We start from the raw sequence: 18,443 nt of genomic DNA, 5'->3' as shown, positions 1-18,443 counted from the left end.
CTGAGCCCACCGGTAGACTGAAAGAATGACGAATAGCACGACGGAAACAGCACCGACGACCTCTCCCGCGCCTTCCCCGACGTCGAAGAGTCCCGACCGCCTGGTTTGGATCGACTGCGAAATGACCGGACTCGACCTGGATCGTGACGAACTCGTCGAGATCGCCGTCGTTATCACCGACTACGACCTCAATGTGCAGGGGCCGGGCCTCGACATCATCATCAAGCCCAACGACTCGGCCCTCGAGAACATGGGCGACTTCGTACGCACCATGCACACCTCATCGGGCCTCATCACCGAGATTCCGAATGGTGTCAGCGTCGCCGAAGCCGAGTTTCAGGTTCTCGAATACGTATTGAAGTTCGTCCCGGCCGATCAGAAGGCTCCGCTTGCCGGAAACTCCATCGGTACCGACCGCGCCTTCCTTACCCGCTACATGCCGCGCCTCGACAACCAGCTGCACTACCGCAATGTCGACGTGTCGTCGATCAAGGAACTGGCCCGACGCTGGTACCCGCGGGTATATTTCAACGCCCCCGCCAAGGACGGCGGTCACCGCGCCCTCGCCGACATTCTCGAATCGATTCGCGAGCTTGCGTACTACCGCCAGACAGTGTTCGTGGCCGACCCCGGTCCGACCAGCGACGAGGCCAAGTTGCACGCCGCCGAAGTTGTGCACTTATTCTCCTCCGAGGTGTAATAGGATTGCGGAGTTGCCCTGCGTTGTAGACGTGGGACGCATGGTGGGTATAGCTCAGTTGGCAGAGCGCCTGGTTGTGGTCCAGGAGGTCGCGGGTTCAATCCCCGTTACTCACCCCAATGAAACACTGCACATCGGTCTCTGACCGTTGCAGTGTCGGTGAAAGCAGGCCGCGATGATCGAAGCCGCATGGTAGAACTCGACGCGGTCGCCTTCGAACGCCTCGTGGTTGATGAACTGGATCTGCTGCCGGACGACATGGTCGACGGACTGGACAACATAATCTTCGTGGTCGAAGATCGTCCCGAAGACGGGACCCTGGACATTCTGGGCCTGTATGACGGGGTCGCGCTCACCGAGCGCGGTCAGTACGGCTTTGGCGAGATGCCAGATCGCATTGTGCTGTATCGGGAACCGTTACTGGCGATCTGCGACACCCTTGACGACCTACACGATGAAATTCACATCACCCTGGTTCATGAAATCGCCCATTTCTATGGCATAGATGACGACAGGCTGCACGAGCTCGGCTGGGGCTAGCCTCCAGAGGTCTAACCTTGGGTCATGAGTTCCTTCCGTCCCGGCCGCCTCGTCGGAATTTCGGTCGGAACGGTGGTCATCCTCAGCCTCGGCATTTACGGCCCCGCCACTTTGCTGGGCCCCCTTCCGCGCGTCACCGCCACCACCGTCATCCCTGCCTCGACAACCGCAGCGCCTACTCCCCCCGTTCTGTCCGCCAACGGCGCAAGCGCCATCGCCGTCCTCGCTGCGACGACCAGCGACGCATCTGGCACGATCTCCACGGGCACGGCCTCAACCAGCACGGCCACAACCAGCACGGCTACAACCAGCACGGCGATTCCCGAGCCCCTCGCGGTCGCGGGAACCACTCAGGCGCTCCCCATGGCATCCATTGCCAAAGTCGTGACCGCCCTGGTCGTTCTTGATGAAAAACCGATCGTGACGGGCGAGAGCGGCCCGGTTGTGACGCTCACAGCCGCCGACTTTCAGAGCTATCTCGATTACGACAAGGCCGGTGCCCGCTCAGTAACTGTGTTCGCTGACGAACAGTGGACCGAGCTCGAATTGTTGCAGGGCTTACTGCTCGGATCGAGCAACAACCACGCCGACAGTTTGGCCCGCTGGGCGTTCGGGTCGGTCGACGCCTACGTGGTCGCCGCCAACGCCTGGCTGGCGCACAACGGGCTAGCGGATACCGCCGTCGTGGATGCGACCGGGCTGCACGACGCCAGCGCCGGCACCGCCACCGACCTGGCCCGCCTGGCCGGCCTCGCCGCAATCGACCCGATCATTTCGGCAATGCTGGAGAGTCCCGCATCCGCTTTGGCAAACCGCCGTGGTGTGCAGAACACCACGTCGTACCTGCCCGAGGAAGGCATCACGGGCATTTCACGCAGCTACACGGATGCAGCCGGCGTCTGTTTTCTGTTCACCGCCGAGATCAGTGACGGTGCCTCGAGCTTCACGTTCTCGGGTGCTTACATCGGCGAACCTTCTTACGATGCGCTCACTGCGGATCTGACCGCGCTCATGGCGAGCGCGCGCACTGGAGTTGGCCCGTTACCGGTGCTGGCCGCCGGTGACGCATACGCGACGTTCGAATCCGCATGGGGTGATGACGCCTCGGCCGTGGTCGGCGTCTCGCGCACGCGCTATGCCTGGCAGGCCGCCAGCCCGGAGGCCGCAACGGTCACGCTCAAGGATTTCACCACGGCCCGCACCGGTGCGAACATCGGCCAGGTACAGCTCAGCGTCGCCGGGGAGAAACTCTCGGCGGCCTTGAAACTCGACCAGGCCATCAACGACCCTGGAGTCGGCTGGCGGCTGCTCCATCCGGTCATGATGATCTCGGCATTGCTCGACCAGTAACTAGATCGGATCGACCTCGGCGTCAACCGGATCGCTTTCGCCCTGGTCGAAGGCGTAGCGCACGCGGAGTTGCCCGCTCACGTCTCGTTGATCGACCTCGTCGTACCAGAACACCGATTCCAGTCCGGCGACGGCGGCCACCATGCTGATGCGTGCCTCGTGTTTGCCGCGCACGAGGGCCCGGGAATCGATCTGACCCTCGAGCGGGCCATCGATGAACTCGGCGACGTACAGGGTGGGGGTTGCGCTGTCAGTATTGCTCATGGCAAACAATCTAGTCCTCTGCGGCCGGAGCTGCCCGCCCGTAATCGAACGGTCGCGCGAGGTTCAGGCCCCTCCTGTTTGAGATAGGTCGCCCACTCCTGCTGCCACTGGTCCCAGTGAGTGCGAAATGCTTCTCCGTCGCGATCGAGCGCACGTTGTTTACGCAGAGCGTCGTCGGCCGCGAGCCAGACCCGCACGTGACTGAGCGGTTCGTGTGCGGCCGCGAGAGTTCCGCAGCCCTCCACGATCAAGGGGCGGGCCGCGTCGAGCAGATTCCACTCCGCCGCCTGACTCGCAGTCCAGTCGTAGCGCTGCCACGCCGCCGGCAGACCTCGGTGTCGTGGCTGGAGAACGTAACGGTGCAGGTGACAGACGGCCGCGTCGAGGCCATCCCAGCCGGGATAGATGTCGTCCATCCGCACCAGTTGAGGGGTGTGCGGGCCAGGCCAGTGCCTTCTCAATGCGTCCGCGAGGGTGCTCTTCCCCGCACCGCTAGGACCGTCGATGAGCACCACGGGGTTCGAGCCGGCAGCGGCCACGGCCTGCAGTAACGGCGCCAGCAAGACCATATCGTCGTGTACGGCCTCTCTGCTATCGGTATCAGGCAAGAATGAAGCTCCAGGTTTCAGCCCACACCGCAACGCCAATGGCGATACCGGCAATGGCGAATCCGATGCCGACCAGGACCGCGTCGGCCGCTCGGACCCGCGACGGTCGTGCCCAGGTGCGGGGCTCGTCGCTGCCGAATCCGCGCGCCTCCATGGCCGTGGCGAGTTTACTGCCCCGACGCACCGAAATGACGAGCAGGGAAAAGGCCGGGCCGAAGAACCGGCGAGCGGCGCCGCGCGGCCCACCGCCATCGCCGACCCCGCGGGCCCGACGGGCAAGCGTGAGCGAGTGCCAGTCTTCGATGAACATACCTACGAGTCGCAGACCAGCCAAACCGCCGAGCACAAACCGCGCGGGCAGCCGCAGCACCTGGGCGAGGCCATCGGCGAGGTCTGTCGGATCCGTCGTGGCGAGTAGCACGATACCGGGCAGACCGATGGCGAGCACCCGCAGCCCGATGGCCAGGCCGAGCTGGGCTGAGCCTTCGGTCACCGAGATGAATCCGAACTGCCACAGCAGCGCGCCGGAGTCTTCGCCATAGAGCACCGTCGTGATGGCAGCCATCGGGGCCGCAATCCAGACCGGTGCCGTTCGCAGCCAAAATTGTCGGGCGCTCAGGCCGCACCAGAGCAAAAGTCCGGCCTCGAGCAGCAGGGCGACTCCGGCCGAGACCCAGTCGATCGAGAGCAGCAGCGCACAGCTCACGATCAGGGCAACTGCGAGCTTGGCGACCGGGTTGAGTCGGGCGACGACGCTCGGGCGGATCGTCGGGGTCAGCAGACTCATGGCGCTCCCGTCCCGAGCCGGATCGGGTCAGGCATACCAATCCGGTATTCCTCGTCCGCGAGAGCGTTGACGAACTGGGCGTCGTGGGTGACCGCGACGAGCGCGATGCCCTCATCGAGCAGCTCGGCCAGAAGGGTCACGAGTTCCTGCCAGGTACGAGAATCCTGCCCGAAGGTCGGCTCATCGAGCACGAGCAGGCGGGGACGGGTCGCGAGAACGGTGGCGACGGACATCCGCCTCTTCTCGCCACCCGACAGGGTGAACGGGTTGGCGTCGGCGAGATGGTCGAGTCGCAGCCGGTGCATCAGCTCGTCGACGCGGCTGGTCTGTTCGGCCTGGCTGAGCCCGAGGGCGCGCGGGCCGATCTGCAGGTCGGCCCGCACCGTCGCGGCCAGGAATTGGTGTTCCGGGTCTTGAAAGACGGTTCCAATGCGGGTCAGCAGCTGCTGGGAACGCCAGCGGTGCGGCTCGGAAACGATACCGGCCGCAAACGTGTCACTTGCCTGCAGCGTTCCCCCGGCCGGCTTCAGCAGTCCGGCCAGCGTGAGGGCGAGGGTAGATTTTCCGGCGCCGTTGGGGCCGGTCACAACGGTGGCGGTGCCGGCCCGCAGGTTGAGGGTGATGCCAGCGGCGACAACGGATGCCGCACGCCGTCCAAACGGAACGCGACCCAACGCGAGCCCCTCGGCCCGCAGCAGGGTCTGCACCGAAGTGATTGGAGAGCGCGCCGGAAACCGGGGGGGCAGGGCTGGCACCCAGACGCCGGCCTGCGCCAATCGCTCACCTTGCCTTGACAGGATTTCGCGGGTGGGGCCGTCGGCCAGCACGCCGCCGGCCGGGTCGAGCACGATGACGCGGTCGACGACGTCCTGCCAGACCTCGACCCGATGCTCGATGACCACAAAGGTGGCCCCGGAATGATCGAGGGAGCGCACAACGGCGTCGCGCACCTCGATGACACCAGTGGGGTCGAGGTTCGCGGTCGGTTCGTCGAGCAGCAACAGCCCCGGCCGCATAGCGAGCACGCCCGCCAGAGCCAGGCGTTGCTTCTGCCCGCCGCTCAGGCTCGAGGTGGGGTGGTCGAGGGGCAGGTCCAGGCCGACTTCGGCAAGAGCCTGCCGCACCCGCGGCCAGATCTCGGCGCGCGGGACGGCGAGGTTCTCGCAGCCGAATGCGACATCATCTCCGACCCTGGCCAGCACGACCTGGGAGTCCGGATCCTGCAGCACGAGTCCGACCCGCCCGCGCGCCTCGGCCGCGCGGCGACCGTCGATGAGCAGGCTGCCGGTCTCGTCGCCGTCTTCGGCATCGCCGAGCACTCCGGCCAACGCGTGCATGAGGGTACTCTTGCCTGCACCGCTGGCACCGAGCAGCAAAACCCGCTCGCCGGGCGTGACCTGCAGGTCAAGCCCGGACACCGCCTGATTGTGGCGCCCGGCGTGGCGCCAGCCCCAGTCGCGGGCTCGAATCTGTACGGCGCGGATCTGCGCGCCGTGACCGGCCGGGAACGGCGGGGTGTCCAACATCCGCTAGCTGATCGCGGCGGAGGGTGCTCGCGACCCTTCCCGACCGGCAGCAAACCGGCTCAGCGCACCGGTGCGGGCCAGGCCGCGCACGGCCAGCCAGGACAGCAGGCCGGCCAGCACGGTGCCCGACACGACAGCGGATACGAAATAGACGACCCTGTAGCCGAAATCCAATGCCGCATAGCTCGTGAAGGTCGTGTCGAGCAGACCTACTGCCACGCCGGCGCCCGCGCCAGCGAGAAGGGCGACACCGAGTCGCCAGTTGCTATAGAGGAACAGCGCGAGGATGATTTCGGCGCCCAGGCCTTCGACGACGCCCCAGATGAGCGTGGAGAAGCCCCACTGGGTGCCGATCAGCATCGACACGACAGCGGCGACGACCTCGGTGTACACGGCTGCGCCGGGCTTTCGGATGATGAGACCGCCGAGCACTCCGGCGAACAGCCAGCCACCGGCGAGGAGACCCTCGAGGCCGGGCGTGAACGCGAGGATCGCACTGAGCGGGGACCAGGCCAGGCCCCAGGCCCAGAAGATGACGCCGCTCGCAACGCCGATGACACTCGCGACGACGATGTCGACCACGCGCCAGCGAAAGTTGCGGGGCTTCTTCGCCCTCGAAGCCTGGCGAGTGGACTGACGGAGTGAAGACGTTGTAGCGTGCACTGTTCGTGCCCTTTCCGTAGGTGAATACAGGGCACGGGATCGAGAAGCCTCCCTGCGCTGGCATGATCCAGATCAGGTTCGACGGTCGAAGCTTGGTCAGCTTCCTCTCAGCCCGGTGTACCGGACTCCCGTGATACCGCCAATTCTAGCGCCCCGCCTAGACTTGCGGCATGGGAATCACGACATGAGTATCAGCATCCTGCTCGTGTTGGCGGCGCTGTATCTCCTGCTGATGCGTCGGTTCCTGATGCGGCGTCGGCGTATCGCCCAGGGATTGCCGGTGAGCGGCCCGTGGCACTTTCCGTCCTGGCTGCGGCCCAGGGTGCCTCGGTGGGCGCGCCGTCGGTTCGCGCGCCGGCCGCGCCGGCCCCGCCGTATCCGTTCTGCTCGTCGCCCCCGCCGCGCGCGCCCGGGCCCAAATGGGGGAACCGGGCTGAGTTTATAGACTGGGCCAGCGGCCCGGGCCCCGCCTAGAGAGCAAAGCTACTTCTTGAGGGCTCGGATTATTCGGGCCAGGGCGCGCCCGGCGACCAGAAGGAATGGCACACCGACGGCGAGCAGGGCGATGACGTTCGGCTCAAACCGAGCGGTGCCGCCCGACTTGACATAGGCACCGATCGGCAGCGATACGCCACCGCCGCCCCCACCGGATCCGACAGCACCGCCTTCGCCGGCATCACCGCCACCGAAACCGTAATAGCTGAGCGCCACCGGTATGAGGGTGACGCCGTCAATTTGCACGGGATCACCGTAAGCCGATTTCACACCGGCGGAACGGAAGGTTTCTGCGAGTTTTTCCGGGAGGCTGGTCATTCCAACAGGGTAGCCGACTCGTGCCTTATGGGCGAGGCTTGAAGAAGGAGGCCGAACGCACTGTTCCCGCCCCGAATCGCTCGGTCACGGAATCGACTGCCAGCTCGGCCCCGCGCCAGTCCTCGTCGGGATCCCATAAGCCAACCGATCCCGACGCTGGACCGAGCTGCTCGGCCCGCACCCCGATCAGTCGCACCCGAATACCCGACGCGGCCAGCAGGTCGAAGGCAGCGACTGCTTCCTCATAGATTCGCCGGCCGACATTGCTCGGTTCAGCGAGGGTGCGCGACCGGGTAACGGTACTGAAGTCTGTGTAGCGCAGCTTGAGTGCCACGCGCCGTGCCACGAGATCGCTGCGCCGCAGCCGTGCCGCTACAAGGTCGCACTGCCGCAGCAACTCACTGTGCAGTCGGTCGATATCGGTCACGTCGTGTTCAAAGGTCACCTCGTGGCCGACGCTCTTCTCTTCCCGCTCGACCGTTACCGAGCGTGGGTCACGCCCCCAGGACAGCTCGAACAGCTTCACACCGGAGGCCTCCCCCAGTGTTTTTTTCAGCACGTCCAAGGGCGTGCGGGCAATATCGCCGATGAGTTTCAGGCCGAGGCGCGTCAGCATCTGCTCAGTAGCGGACCCCACGCCCCAGAGTGCGGTCACGGGCAGCGGATGCAGAAACTCCACCGTCTTGTCGGCCGGCACGACGAGCAGACCGTTGGGTTTGGCCAGGCCGGAGGCAAGTTTGGCGACGAACTTGGTCGACGCCGCGCCGACGGAGCAGACGAGGCCGGTTTCGGCGAACACGCGGGCGCGAATGAGTTCGCCGATCACAGCCGGTGAACCGAACAAATTAGTCGCGCCGGCAACGTCAAGAAACGCTTCGTCGATGCCCAGCCGTTCCACCAGTGGCGTGACGTCGTCGAAGATACTCATCACTCGGGTGGAAAAGTCTCGATACTGTCCCATGTGCGGCTCGAGTACGATCGCGTTCGGGCACTGGCGCAACGCGAGCGACATGGGCATGGCCGAGTTCACACCGTATTTTCGAGCGATGTAGTTGGCCGCCGTGACGACCGAACGGCCGCCGCGGTGGCCGACGATCACCGGCAGATGCGCGAATTCAGGGTGAGAGAGCAACTCGACCGAAACAAAGAACGCGTCCAGATCAACGTGCAGCACCGTCGCCGAACGGTCGTCGACGTCGTCCGCCGAAATCTGCCGCCCGCTGCCATCCTGTCTGCCCACCGAAAAACCCTAACCCGATCCGGCTCATATGCACTACTGACAGAGGGAAAATACAATTCCACGGCATAACTCCTGCAAATCACTGCGGGAAGATGTCGGGACCGCGTCTTTTCGCGGGAGCCGTGAATCACGTCACGCAATCTGCAGGAGTTATGCGACGGGACGACACGTTTTATCGGGCAGCTAGCCGAGCGTCGTGCCGAAAACCAGCCCGAGCAGGTAGGTGACCGCGGCCGCGCCCAGGCCGATCACGAGTTGTCGCAGCGCACGCTTCAGCGGCGGACCGCCAGAGAGCAGGCCGACGACTGCGCCGGTGGCCAACAGGGCGACGCCCACAAGAATCGTGGCGACGATGATAGCCGCGTAGCCGCTCATGCCGAACAGGTAGGGCAGTACCGGCAGCAGCGCGCCCGAGGCGAAGAAGCAGAAACTCGACAGGGCCGCTCCGGTTCCGGTGCCGATGGCCTCGTGCTCGTCATGCGTGGGGGCCTGCGGGCTGACCGCCGAGATCGGTCCGGTCGCCGCGTAGGCGGTAGCGAGTACCCCGCGGGCGTGCGCCTCCGCCTCGTCTTCGGACATGCCCCGGGCCCGGTAGACAAGGGTCAGCTCGTTTGCAGCGAGATCCAGGTGGGAGAGCACGCTCTTGGCCGGCGCGGCGGGGGTGGAAGCTTCGAGCAGTTCTCGCTGGGAGCGCACCGAGACGTACTCGCCGGCACCCATCGAGAGCGCCCCGGCCAGGAGTCCGGCGATGCCGGTGAACAGAATCGTCGCGGCCGGGACCCCGGTCGCCCCGATGCCAAGCACGAGGGCGAGGTTGCTCACCAGCCCGTCGTTGACACCGAACACGGCGGCCCGAAAGGTACCCGACAGGCGTTTGCGGCCTCGGGCGGCGAGGCCACGCACGACCTCTTCGTGCACGGTCTCATCAGCGGCCATGGCGTTGGTCGCGTCCGCATCCGCGTTGTAGGGCGAGCGGCCCTCGGCCCGTTGAGCGAGGGCGAGCACGAACACCGACCCGAACCGTCGAGCGAGCAGCGCCAAAAAACGAGTGCGCAGCGCGCCGCGCCTCGGTGAGCCGATATTGCTGCCGAGCAGTTGCCGCCAGTGTTCTTCGTGCCGTCCTTCGGCATCGGCGAGGGCGAGCAAAATCTGGCGCTCCTCGCCCGCACGACGGTTCGCGAGGTCGCGATACACGGCGGCTTCGGCCTGTTCGTCAGCCAGGTACTGCCGCCACCGACGTATCTCGCGGGTCGACGGGGTGCGCTCGCCCGGCCCTGGAGTGATCGCGTTCACGCTTCCGGCGCTGCTTCCAGAAAGCTCTGCGGGATGCGCGCGGAATCGTGCGGGCCGGAGCCGTCGAGGCCGAAGAATGGTTCCTCGAATCGAACGACCCAGAATTTTTCCCGCACGACGGTCGGAGCGTAGAGCCCGGAGCCTTCCGACTCCCCCGCCGCCACGATCACGCCGATCGGGTCGTCAAGGAGCGACTCGGGAAACCGGGTGCGATCGAGCCGAACGATGACCTGCACGCCCACTCCGAAGACAGCGCTCTGACCACTCATGCGTTACTCGATCGCCTGGGCTCGTTCGAGCACGAGTTCGCGCACGCGCGCGGCATCCGCTTGTCCACGCATGGCCTTCATGACCGCGCCGATCACCGCTCCGGCGGCTTGCTGCTTACCGCCCCGAATCTTGGCGAGCACGTCGGGCTGGCCGAGCAGCGCGGCATCGATGGCCGCCACGAGCGCACCATCGTCGGAGACGACGGCGAGGCCGCGGGTGTCGACGACCTCGGCCGGGGTACCCTCCCCGGCGATGACTCCCTCGAGTACCTGGCGGGCCAGGCGGTCGGTGAGGGTTCCAGCCTCGACGAGTTCGATCAGCGCAGCGAGCTGCGCCGGTGTCACGAGCGAGTCGGCGGCGACCCCGGCCGCGTTGGCGAGCCGGGCGATTTCGCCGGTCCACCACTTGCGTGCGGCGTGAGCGGATGCCCCGGCAGCGACGGTCGCTTCGACCGCGTCGAGCAGGTCGGAGTTGACGACGTCCTGAAACTCGAGGTTCGCAAAACCCCACGCTGCCTGCAGGCGCTTGCGGCGGGCCGCGGGCGGCTCGGGCAGGGTCAGGCGAAGTTCTTCGACCCATTCGCGCGACGGCGCCATCGGCAGCAGGTCGGGCTCGGGAAAGTAACGATAGTCATCGGCGTCGCTCTTGGGCCGACCGGCACTCGTGACTCCGGTGTCTTCGTGCCAGTGCCGGGTCTCCTGCGTGATGGTGCCACCGCCGGCCAGCACGGCGGCCTGGCGCTGGATCTCATAGCGCACGGCGCGTTCGACCGAGCGCAGCGAGTTGACGTTCTTCGTTTCGGTGCGGGTGCCGAGTACGTTCGACCCGCGCGGACGCAGGGAAACGTTGGCGTCGCAGCGCACATTGCCCTCTTCCATGCGGGCGTTGGAGACGCCGAGCGCCTTAGCGATCTCACGAATGGCCGCGACATAGGTCTTGCCGATCTCGGGGGCGTCGTGTTCGGCGCCCTCGATCATCTGGGTGACGATCTCCACCAACGGCACTCCGCCGCGGTTGTAATCGACAAGAGAGTAGTCGGCACCCTGGATGCGTCCGGTGGCACCACCCATGTGGGTGAGCTTGCCCGCATCGTCTTCCATGTGGGCGCGTTCGATCTCGACGGTGACCAGACGGCCGCTTTCAAGTTCGATCGTGATCGAACCGTCGTGGCAGATCGGGTCGTCGTACTGGCTGGTCTGAAAGTTCTTCGCCGTGTCGGGGTAGAAGTAGTTCTTGCGGGCGAACCGTGAGTGTTCCGCGATCTCACACCCCAAAGCCAGCCCCAAGCGGATGCTGGATTCGATCGCCTTTTTGTTCACCTGCGGCAGCCCGCCGGGCAGGCCGAGGCAGGTGGGACAGGTGTTCGTGTTGGCGCCGGAGCCGAACTCGTTGGCGCAACCGCAGAACATTTTGGTTTTGGTGTTGAGTTCGACGTGAACCTCGAAGCCGAGCACCGGCTCGAACAGTTCGAGTGCTTTGTCGAAGTCCATCAATTCGGCCCGGTTCTTCATTTCTGCGTTGGGCATCAGACGGCTCCCTCTTTACTAGCAAACATTTCGGTCGGGGTCAGGGCTGGTGCCTGGCTGAGCATAGTGCGCCCCCAGCGCGCTTCGAGCAGCTGCTCGATGGCGGCACCGACGGTGTAGAGGCGGGCATCCGCTTTGGCGGGGGCCATGATCTGCAGGCCGACCGGCAGGCCGTCTTCGGGCGCCAGACCGATCGGGATGCTCATGCCGGGTATGCCGGCGAGGTTGGCCGGAATGGTGGTCACGTCGTTGATATACATGGCCATCGGGTCGGCGAGCTTCTCACCGAACTTGAATGCGGTGGTCGGAGCACTCGGCGAGACGAGCACGTCGACCTGGCTGAACGCGGCGGCGAAGTCACGCTGAATGAGCGTGCGCACCTTCTGCGCGCTGCCGTAGTACGCGTCGTAGTAGCCAGCGCTCAGGGCGTAGGTGCCGAGGATGATGCGACGCTTGACCTCGTCGCCGAAACCCGCCTCACGGGTGGCGCTCATGACGTGCTCGCTCGTGAGCGAGCCGCTGGCCGGGTTGACCCGGATGCCGAAGCGCACCGAGTCGAAGCGGGCCAGGTTGCTCGAGGCCTCGGCCGGCAGAATCAGGTAGTACGCCGCGACGGCATACTCGAAGTTTGGGGCGGAGACCTCGGTGATCTCGGCGCCGGCGGCGACGAGCAGTGCAAGGGTCTCCGTGAAGCGCTGGGTGACACCGGCCTGGAATCCATCGCCAGCGAGTTCCTTGATGACGCCCACGCGCACGCCCTTGAGGGCGCCGTCCGTGAGGCCGGCTTGGGCCGCGGCGGCCATCGAGGGCCAGCTGTCGGTCAGCGACGTGGAATCCAGCGGGTCGTGCCCACCGATGACGTCGTGCAGCAAGGCGGCGTCGTAGACCGTGCGGGAGACCGGGCCGACCTGGTCGAGGCTCGACGCGAGGGCGATAGCCCCATAGCGGGAGACTCCGCCGTAGGTCGGCTTGACGCCGACCGAGCCGGTCACGGCGGCCGGCTGGCGAATCGATCCGCCGGTGTCGCTGCCGAGGGCGAGCGGCGCCTGAAAGGAAGCGACGGCCGCGGCCGAACCGCCACCGGAGCCGCCGGGGATGCGGTCGCGGTCCCAGGGGTTGCGGGTGACGCCATAGGCGGAGTGCTCGGTAGAGGACCCCATGGCGAATTCGTCCATGTTGGTCTTGCCGAGCGGAATCAGCCCGGCCGCACGCAGGCGCGCGACGACGGTCGCATCGTACGGCGGCACCCAGCCCTCGAGAATTTTCGACCCGGCGGTGGTGGGCATGTCCTGGGTGGCGAGCACGTCTTTGATCGCGATCGGAACACCAGCGAGCGGGTTCAACACTTCACCCGCAGCGCGGCGGGCATCGATCTTCGCGGCGGCGTCAAGGGCGGCGTCGCCGGCGACGTGCAGAAAAGCATGCAGGTCGGTGTCGACTGCCGTGATGTGGTCGAGGTGGGCGCGGGTCGCTTCGACGGCGCTGACCTGCTTGCTGACCAACAGTTCACTGAGAGCAGCGGCGGAGAGCTTGGTGAGATAGGTCATGTTTACTCCTCGTCCAGAATGGCGGGCACGCGGAATTTGTCCCCGGCGCGGTCTGGCGCACCAGACAGGGCCTGCTCCACCGTCAGCGAGGGCACGACGACGTCGTCGCGGAACACATTGGTCAACGGCATCGGGTGGCTCGTAGCCGGTGTATCGGCTGTGGCAACCTCAGACACTTTGGCGATCGAGTCGACGATCTGGCCGAGGTCACGGGTGAGACTGGTGATCTCGAGGGGGCTGAGGTCGATCCGAGCAAGGTATGCCAAATGGGCAACCTGCTCGGCCGTGATTTCAGACATGGTGCTCCGATACGCATTGGGGTGGATGCTCCAATCCTATTCGCCAGCCGCCGCGAGCCCGATCCGCCAACCGCACCAGATCCGCACTCACGCCCCTGTTGCAGTCCGTGTCCGCTACCGGCACCGGGAGCGACACCGGCACCGAGTGGTCATTATTGACCTTGATCGAGTGAAGATTCGTCTCGCCCGCGACGAGAAAAAACCCGGCACGAAGCCAGGATTTCAGCAGGACGTAACCGTTTAGGGGCACACTAAAAGATATGAGAGCAATTGTTGTAGACCAGAAACCGGGCGGATCCGTGTTGTCCATGCGGGATCTCTCAAGCCCTGAACCGGGCCCGCATCAGGTGAAGATCCGTGTGCGGAATGCATCGGTGAACCGTGCCGATCTGGGTCAGCGCGCGGGAACCCACCAGCCGGCCAGCCCAGGCAGCGCTCCGGTCGTCGTGGGGCTCGATGCCGCGGGCGACGTCGTTACGGTGGGAAGCGAGGTGACGCGCGTTCACGTCGGGGACCGCGTCATGGCCATCGTCAGTGGAGGTTTGAGCGAGGAAGTCGTTGTCGACGCTGCGCTGGTTATACCGATTCCGCCGGCGTGGACCTACGCGGAGGGTGCTGCTGCCATCCTCGGCTTGATGACTGAGCACAACGCGCTCCGCACCGCGGGTGAGCTTGAGCCGGGCGACACGGTGCTCGTTCATGCGGCTGCGTCAACGGTGGGGCTTCAGTGCGTACAGCTGGCAAAATACCTGGGCGCTGGACTGATCATTGCCACCGTTCGCACGGACCGGGCAACGGACCTGCTCCGTTCTTCGGGTGCCGATCACGTAATCGAGGTTGGCGAGGCCGGTTTTGCGGATCGGGTTCTGGAACTGACGGATGGCCGCGGGGTCGACGTCATCGTCGACCATGTTGGTGGCCCCTATCTTGCGGAGAATATTCGCTGCGCCGCGCTCCTGGGACGCATAGTCGGTGTGGGCCGCCTCGGCGGTGCCCACGGTGATCTCGATCTGGAAGCACTGGCCTTCAAACGAATAAGCATCATCGGGGTCACCTTTCGTACCCGTGACGCTGCGGAAAAAGCCGCCATCGTCGCCGCGCTGCTGTCCGACGTCGAGCCGGCTTTCGAAGCGCTGCGCCCATCGATTGATCGGATCCTGCCCTGGACCGAAGTTCAACAAGCGCAGGATCTCATGGCCGCCAACTCGCACCTGGGCAAGATCGTTCTCAGTCTTCTGAATACGTAAGCCAGACCGTCTGGAAATACACACTAGGTAGGGAACTATATGCGCGAAACCGACTTCTTCAACGGCGTCCAGGTGCCCGTGATCGGCCAGGGAACCTGGCATCTCGGTGAGGACGCCGCGAAGCGAAAAACCGAGGTGTCGGCCCTCTGCGCGGGGATCGATGCCGGCCTGACCGTGATCGACACCGCCGAGATGTACGGCGATGGCGCCTCGGAAGAACTGGTCGGCGAGGCCATCCGCGGCCGACGCGATGACGTCGTGCTGGTCAGCAAGGTCTACCCACACAACGCGAGCCGGAGCGGCGTCGTGGCGGCGTGCGAGCGCAGCCTGCGCCGGCTCGGCACCGATCGTCTCGATGTCTACCTACTGCATTGGTCCGGCAGTTTTCCACTGTCCGAGACCGTCGACGGGTTCGAACACCTCCGTGCGGCAGGCAAGATTCGAAGCTGGGGGTTATCGAATTTCGACCGGGATGATCTGAAGCAAGCGCCCGACGGATGCGCCACCAATCAGGTGCTCTACAACCTCGGCAGTCGGGGCATTGAATTTGATCTCCTGCCCTGGCAACAACGCGCGGGCATGCCGCTCATGGCCTATTCGCCACTCGGTCAGGGGCCGGCCCTGCTCGAGCATCCACTGCTGGCCGAAATCGGAGAGCGGCACGGAGTGACCGGTGCCCAGATCGCGCTGGCCTGGGTCATCCGGCAACCGGGCGTCATCGCGATCCCCAAAGCTTCGTCCCTCGAGCACGTGCAGCAAAATGTCGGCGCGGGCGCGGTGGTTCTCGACGCCGCGGATTGTCTGTCACTGGATAGCGCATTTCCGGTGCCCCACAGCAAACAACCGCTCGATATTCTGTGACGCCGTCCACTTTTTTCTCCGAAGCGCACTCCGGCCAGGCGGAGTGCGCTGAATGTGGTCACCGCCCTTCCAGCCCCCCTGCTGGGGCACAGTGGCAGGTCACGTCTGATCGTGATACTACTGAGACATGCTCATTTTCTGCACAGCCTGAGGCTGTCGGGCATTCATCCATTCAATNAAGGGGAACCCTCGCGCTCGGTTCAACCGCAGAAATCTTGTTGCCGACTATGAGGACCTCGCGGCTCTGGAGAACGTCACTTTTCACGTGCGCAACCTGACTGAGGTTTTTGCGGGCATGATCTGGGGTAAACCTATTCCCCTTGAGCTGCCGCCCGAGCTGCGGCCGGTTCTGAGCGCTGCCCTGCACGCGGTCGCGGAAACTTTGCGTGCCACGGACGACGGCCCGCCTGATAGCGCACCCTTTGATGCTGCCGTAGTGGCAGTCGAGGCGATTCTGCACGGCATGCAAGAGTTGGGTGCCGGGACGACATCGCTCAGCCCCACGGCCGCGATCGTGATCGATCTGAAGCGCATTTTGGTCGCGCTACGCCCTGGCACCGAGAGAGATTCTGAAGACCCACCCTCGCCCGTCGTTTAGCCCATCCCATCGCTTGTTCACGCTGCCGAGGTTCCGTGCACAGATACCTTCCTGTTCCTGCGAGTTTTTCTTTACCCGGGTTGACCGTGGAGTCGCCTTCGGTACTGTGAATGGGGTTGTAGAAACTATTTCATCCGATTCGCATTAGGAGGTCATCATGCCCAACGCCATCGAGACTGTCGACGTCAACGTTCCCGTTACCGTCGCGTACAACCAGTGGACAAAATTCGAGGAGTTTCCAAAGTTTCTGAGTTTTATTGAATCCATCACTCAAATAACGGACACTCTCACCGAGTGGAAGATTAAAATCGGCGCCGCGGAGCGCACGTTTGAGGCTCGGATAACTGAGCAGCACCCCGACGAGCGCGTTGCTTGGAACAGCACCGGCGGCCAAGTCGACCACGCGGGCGTTGTCACGTTCCATAAGTTAGCTGCGAACGAGACGCGTGTGACGGTTCAGCTTGATTGGGAGGCAACAGGGCTGCTTGAGAAGGCTGGGGCCGCTCTCAGTATCGACGACCACGCCATCAAGAAAGACCTCAAGAACTTTAAGGAGTTCATCGAGGCGAAAGGAATCGACGATGTCGGATGGCGCGGAGATGTGCAAGCCTGACACTGCGGGAAGACCCATATGCGACTCGTGACGGTCCGCACACCGCACACTGGAATTCGGCCACTTGGAGTGACACGACTCTCGAAGCGCTTGGCAAGCTATCTTGCAGAGCGGGATCAGGTGTTCGCGCTGGACGGCTTAAATGCCGCCGCGGTTCGCAGTCGTAAGTGGTTCCTTTATGTTTCCGTTCGTGACTTCCAAGGGGTGGTCAGGCGGGCTGCAGGATTGGCTCATTCGAGATCTTGTGGAGAGCCGTCATCGGGGTTGATGTGAGAATCGCGCGACCATCCTTGCTGGATACCTGGTGCGGGAAAGAGTGGTGGCGCTACCGTTTGTTTGTGACGACATATCCGCGGCAGGTCACAAGTCGAATGAGAAAATCCATGACAGTTGGGTTAGCTCGTGTACTGGGATCTGTTGAGCGGAGCCTGAAGTGCTTGCTATGAGCGATGAATGGTGCAGCGGGCCGCTGTGGGTGCGACCCCTAGTCGACGGTCGATGGTCACTGGGTATTGAAGACTGGCCGACGGATCAGCGCAGTAAAATTATTGGTTTCATCGTCCGCGTCGGCAACACTTTCGAGGTGACAACGGTTTCTGCTCCGCTCACGGAGTCAAGTTTTGGCAGCCTTCTTTCTGCGATGGATTTCATCACCTTCACCCTGCCTGCTCGGGGCAACGCGTTGGGCGCTGTGTGGATGGCCGTTTCCGCCTCCGAAGCGGGTGCGGATAACAGCGACAGCGTCTCGCAACCGGTGACTCTGCAATGAGCGGGCAGTGGGGAAACGCTGTTCTGTGGCGTGGTGTGGTCACGGTCAGTGCTGGCGCAGAAGGGGAGTGGATGGTCGTTCACGAGTCGGACGCGGGAGAGTCAAGGGTGATTGCGCTGGTATATCAAATCGGTAACAAGTTTGAGGTGACCGTTATGAGTGATCCGCTGCGAATGGCCTCTGTCGGCAGTGTTTCGGCCGCTATCGACCTGCTTGCAGCAGATGAGGTGACCGTGCAACAACTGCGAGTAGCACTGCGCTGCTGACCGCCGTGAGTGACCGCGTTTGTGGTCATTAGGCCGCAGCGCCGCTCTCCTTACCTCGTGGTGGTTTCGCGACGGCGGCGGTGATCCTAGTTTTTGGGTGGCAGGGATGCGGGCCCTCATCAGCAGTGTCGAGCGCACCCACGCTCTATACAAGGTCGACAGAGAGGGTTCTCTTGATCCGGACTGCGCGCTGCCGGTCTCGTCGTAGGAGACGGATACTGGCAGGTGATGTCTGGCGTGGGCGTCGCAATAATTGCGGCGGTGAGGCGGTGTACATGGAACGGTGTTAGACATAAATCATGCGCAATCTGCGGGCGCCTTAAGAGTGCCCGGGCATTAATTTTCGTACNCATTTTCTGCACAGCCTGAGGCTGTCGGGCATTCATCCATTCAATACCTCCGAAAGTGAAGACGGACCCTCCGTCTTACACGGTCACAAATTCAGGGAGTGAAAAAAATGAAAGCAGTCGTTTATAAAGGCCCCAACGAGGTCAACGTCGAAGAAGTTCCGGATGCCAAGATCGAACGTCCCACTGACGTTCTCGTGCGCATCACGGCGACAAATATTTGCGGTTCAGACTTGCACATGTATGAAGGACGCACCAATTTCGAGACTGGACGCACGTTTGGCCACGAGAACATGGGCGAGGTCATCGAGGTCGG

General features: G+C 64.1%; 21 protein-coding genes, 1 tRNA gene and 1 riboswitch. Of the genes, 10 read left to right on the top strand and 12 right to left on the bottom strand.

The window, feature by feature from the left end:
• Nucleotides 1–25: 25 nt before the first annotated feature.
• The 4 genes from orn to E3T27_RS01050 all read left to right on the top strand — a co-directional run bounded on the left by orn (nt 26) and on the right by E3T27_RS01050 (nt 2,590).
• Nucleotides 26–700: an oligoribonuclease gene (gene orn / locus E3T27_RS01065; RefSeq protein ID WP_104197743.1), complete on the top strand. Its 675-nt coding sequence runs from the start codon at nt 26–28 to the stop codon at nt 698–700.
• 43 nt (nt 701–743) lie between these two features.
• A tRNA-His gene (locus tag E3T27_RS01060) sits at nt 744–819 on the top strand.
• Nucleotides 820–889: 70 nt separating this feature from the next.
• A complete protein-coding gene (locus E3T27_RS01055; protein WP_104197742.1) occupies nt 890–1,240 on the top strand; it encodes a metallopeptidase family protein in 351 nt (116 codons plus the stop codon).
• 24 nt (nt 1,241–1,264) lie between these two features.
• Nucleotides 1,265–2,590, top strand: a complete 1,326-nt coding sequence (locus tag E3T27_RS01050; protein WP_134571306.1) for a D-alanyl-D-alanine carboxypeptidase family protein — start codon at nt 1,265–1,267, stop codon at nt 2,588–2,590.
• Here the strand turns inward: E3T27_RS01050 and E3T27_RS01045 are convergent, their stop codons facing one another.
• From E3T27_RS01045 to gatC, 12 genes are all read right to left on the bottom strand, one after another.
• Nucleotides 2,591–2,854 carry a hypothetical protein gene (locus tag E3T27_RS01045; RefSeq protein WP_104197740.1) on the bottom strand — a complete coding sequence of 88 codons (264 nt, stop codon included), beginning with the start codon at nt 2,852–2,854 and terminating at the stop codon, nt 2,591–2,593.
• A complete protein-coding gene (locus E3T27_RS01040; protein WP_241992061.1) occupies nt 2,851–3,462 on the bottom strand; it encodes an AAA family ATPase in 612 nt (203 codons plus the stop codon). Before E3T27_RS01040 ends, E3T27_RS01045 begins: the two co-directional genes overlap by 4 nt.
• Nucleotides 3,455–4,249 (bottom strand): energy-coupling factor transporter transmembrane component T family protein, encoded by a 795-nt coding sequence (locus E3T27_RS01035; RefSeq protein ID WP_104197738.1) that lies wholly within the window; start codon nt 4,247–4,249, stop codon nt 3,455–3,457. Before E3T27_RS01035 ends, E3T27_RS01040 begins: the two co-directional genes overlap by 8 nt.
• Entirely contained in the window at nt 4,246–5,775 is a 1,530-nt protein-coding gene (locus tag E3T27_RS01030) for an ABC transporter ATP-binding protein (protein ID WP_166786048.1), read from the bottom strand. The genes E3T27_RS01035 and E3T27_RS01030 overlap by 4 nt, the downstream gene beginning before the upstream one ends.
• 3 nt (nt 5,776–5,778) lie before the next feature.
• Entirely contained in the window at nt 5,779–6,438 is a 660-nt protein-coding gene (locus tag E3T27_RS01025) for an ECF transporter S component (RefSeq protein WP_104197737.1), read from the bottom strand.
• A gap of 31 nt (nt 6,439–6,469) precedes the next feature.
• Nucleotides 6,470–6,580, bottom strand: a riboswitch (TPP riboswitch).
• A 341-nt stretch (nt 6,581–6,921) separates the two neighbouring features.
• Nucleotides 6,922–7,251 (bottom strand): hypothetical protein, encoded by a 330-nt coding sequence (locus E3T27_RS01020; RefSeq protein ID WP_104197736.1) that lies wholly within the window; start codon nt 7,249–7,251, stop codon nt 6,922–6,924.
• A 25-nt stretch (nt 7,252–7,276) separates the two neighbouring features.
• Entirely contained in the window at nt 7,277–8,491 is a 1,215-nt protein-coding gene (gene dinB / locus E3T27_RS01015) for a DNA polymerase IV (protein WP_104197735.1), read from the bottom strand.
• Nucleotides 8,492–8,674: 183 nt separating this feature from the next.
• Complete coding sequence (locus E3T27_RS01010) at nt 8,675–9,784, bottom strand: VIT1/CCC1 transporter family protein (RefSeq protein ID WP_233200901.1); 1,110 nt, start codon at nt 9,782–9,784, stop codon at nt 8,675–8,677.
• Entirely contained in the window at nt 9,781–10,053 is a 273-nt protein-coding gene (locus E3T27_RS01005; RefSeq protein WP_104197734.1) for a hypothetical protein, read from the bottom strand. Before E3T27_RS01005 ends, E3T27_RS01010 begins: the two co-directional genes overlap by 4 nt.
• Before the next feature lie 3 nt (nt 10,054–10,056).
• On the bottom strand, nt 10,057–11,580 hold the full coding sequence (gene gatB / locus E3T27_RS01000; RefSeq protein WP_233200899.1) for an Asp-tRNA(Asn)/Glu-tRNA(Gln) amidotransferase subunit GatB: 1,524 nt from the start codon (nt 11,578–11,580) through the stop codon (nt 10,057–10,059).
• A complete protein-coding gene (gatA, locus tag E3T27_RS00995; RefSeq protein WP_134571305.1) occupies nt 11,580–13,127 on the bottom strand; it encodes an Asp-tRNA(Asn)/Glu-tRNA(Gln) amidotransferase subunit GatA in 1,548 nt (515 codons plus the stop codon). The genes gatB and gatA overlap by 1 nt, the downstream gene beginning before the upstream one ends.
• Before the next feature lie 2 nt (nt 13,128–13,129).
• Nucleotides 13,130–13,426 (bottom strand): Asp-tRNA(Asn)/Glu-tRNA(Gln) amidotransferase subunit GatC, encoded by a 297-nt coding sequence (gene gatC, locus E3T27_RS00990; RefSeq protein WP_104126006.1) that lies wholly within the window; start codon nt 13,424–13,426, stop codon nt 13,130–13,132.
• A 260-nt stretch (nt 13,427–13,686) separates the two neighbouring features.
• On the opposite strand from gatC, the gene E3T27_RS00985 reads away from it, so the two are divergent.
• The 6 genes from E3T27_RS00985 to E3T27_RS00960 all read left to right on the top strand — a co-directional run.
• The gene (locus tag E3T27_RS00985; protein WP_104197732.1) at nt 13,687–14,673 is read left to right on the top strand and encodes a zinc-binding dehydrogenase; all 987 of its coding nucleotides are present in this window, start codon (nt 13,687–13,689) and stop codon (nt 14,671–14,673) included.
• Nucleotides 14,674–14,712: 39 nt separating this feature from the next.
• Nucleotides 14,713–15,534, top strand: a complete 822-nt coding sequence (locus tag E3T27_RS00980; protein ID WP_134571304.1) for an aldo/keto reductase — start codon at nt 14,713–14,715, stop codon at nt 15,532–15,534.
• A 265-nt stretch (nt 15,535–15,799) separates the two neighbouring features.
• Entirely contained in the window at nt 15,800–16,132 is a 333-nt protein-coding gene (locus E3T27_RS00975; protein ID WP_134571303.1) for a hypothetical protein, read from the top strand.
• Nucleotides 16,133–16,289: 157 nt separating this feature from the next.
• Nucleotides 16,290–16,745: an SRPBCC family protein gene (locus E3T27_RS00970; protein ID WP_134571302.1), complete on the top strand. Its 456-nt coding sequence runs from the start codon at nt 16,290–16,292 to the stop codon at nt 16,743–16,745.
• Between the two features lie 442 nt (nt 16,746–17,187).
• Nucleotides 17,188–17,514, top strand: a complete 327-nt coding sequence (locus E3T27_RS00965; RefSeq protein WP_134571301.1) for a hypothetical protein — start codon at nt 17,188–17,190, stop codon at nt 17,512–17,514.
• 723 nt (nt 17,515–18,237) lie between these two features.
• Nucleotides 18,238–18,443, top strand: a 206-nt coding sequence (locus tag E3T27_RS00960) for an alcohol dehydrogenase catalytic domain-containing protein (protein ID WP_166786047.1), incomplete at its 3' end; no start/stop codon positions are given.

This window comes from Cryobacterium lyxosi, assembly GCF_004403345.1.
Lineage (GTDB): Bacteria > Actinomycetota > Actinomycetes > Actinomycetales > Microbacteriaceae > Cryobacterium > Cryobacterium lyxosi.
The sequence above is the reverse complement of the archived record's forward strand: the minus strand, read 5'-3'. Positions and strand labels throughout refer to the sequence as shown.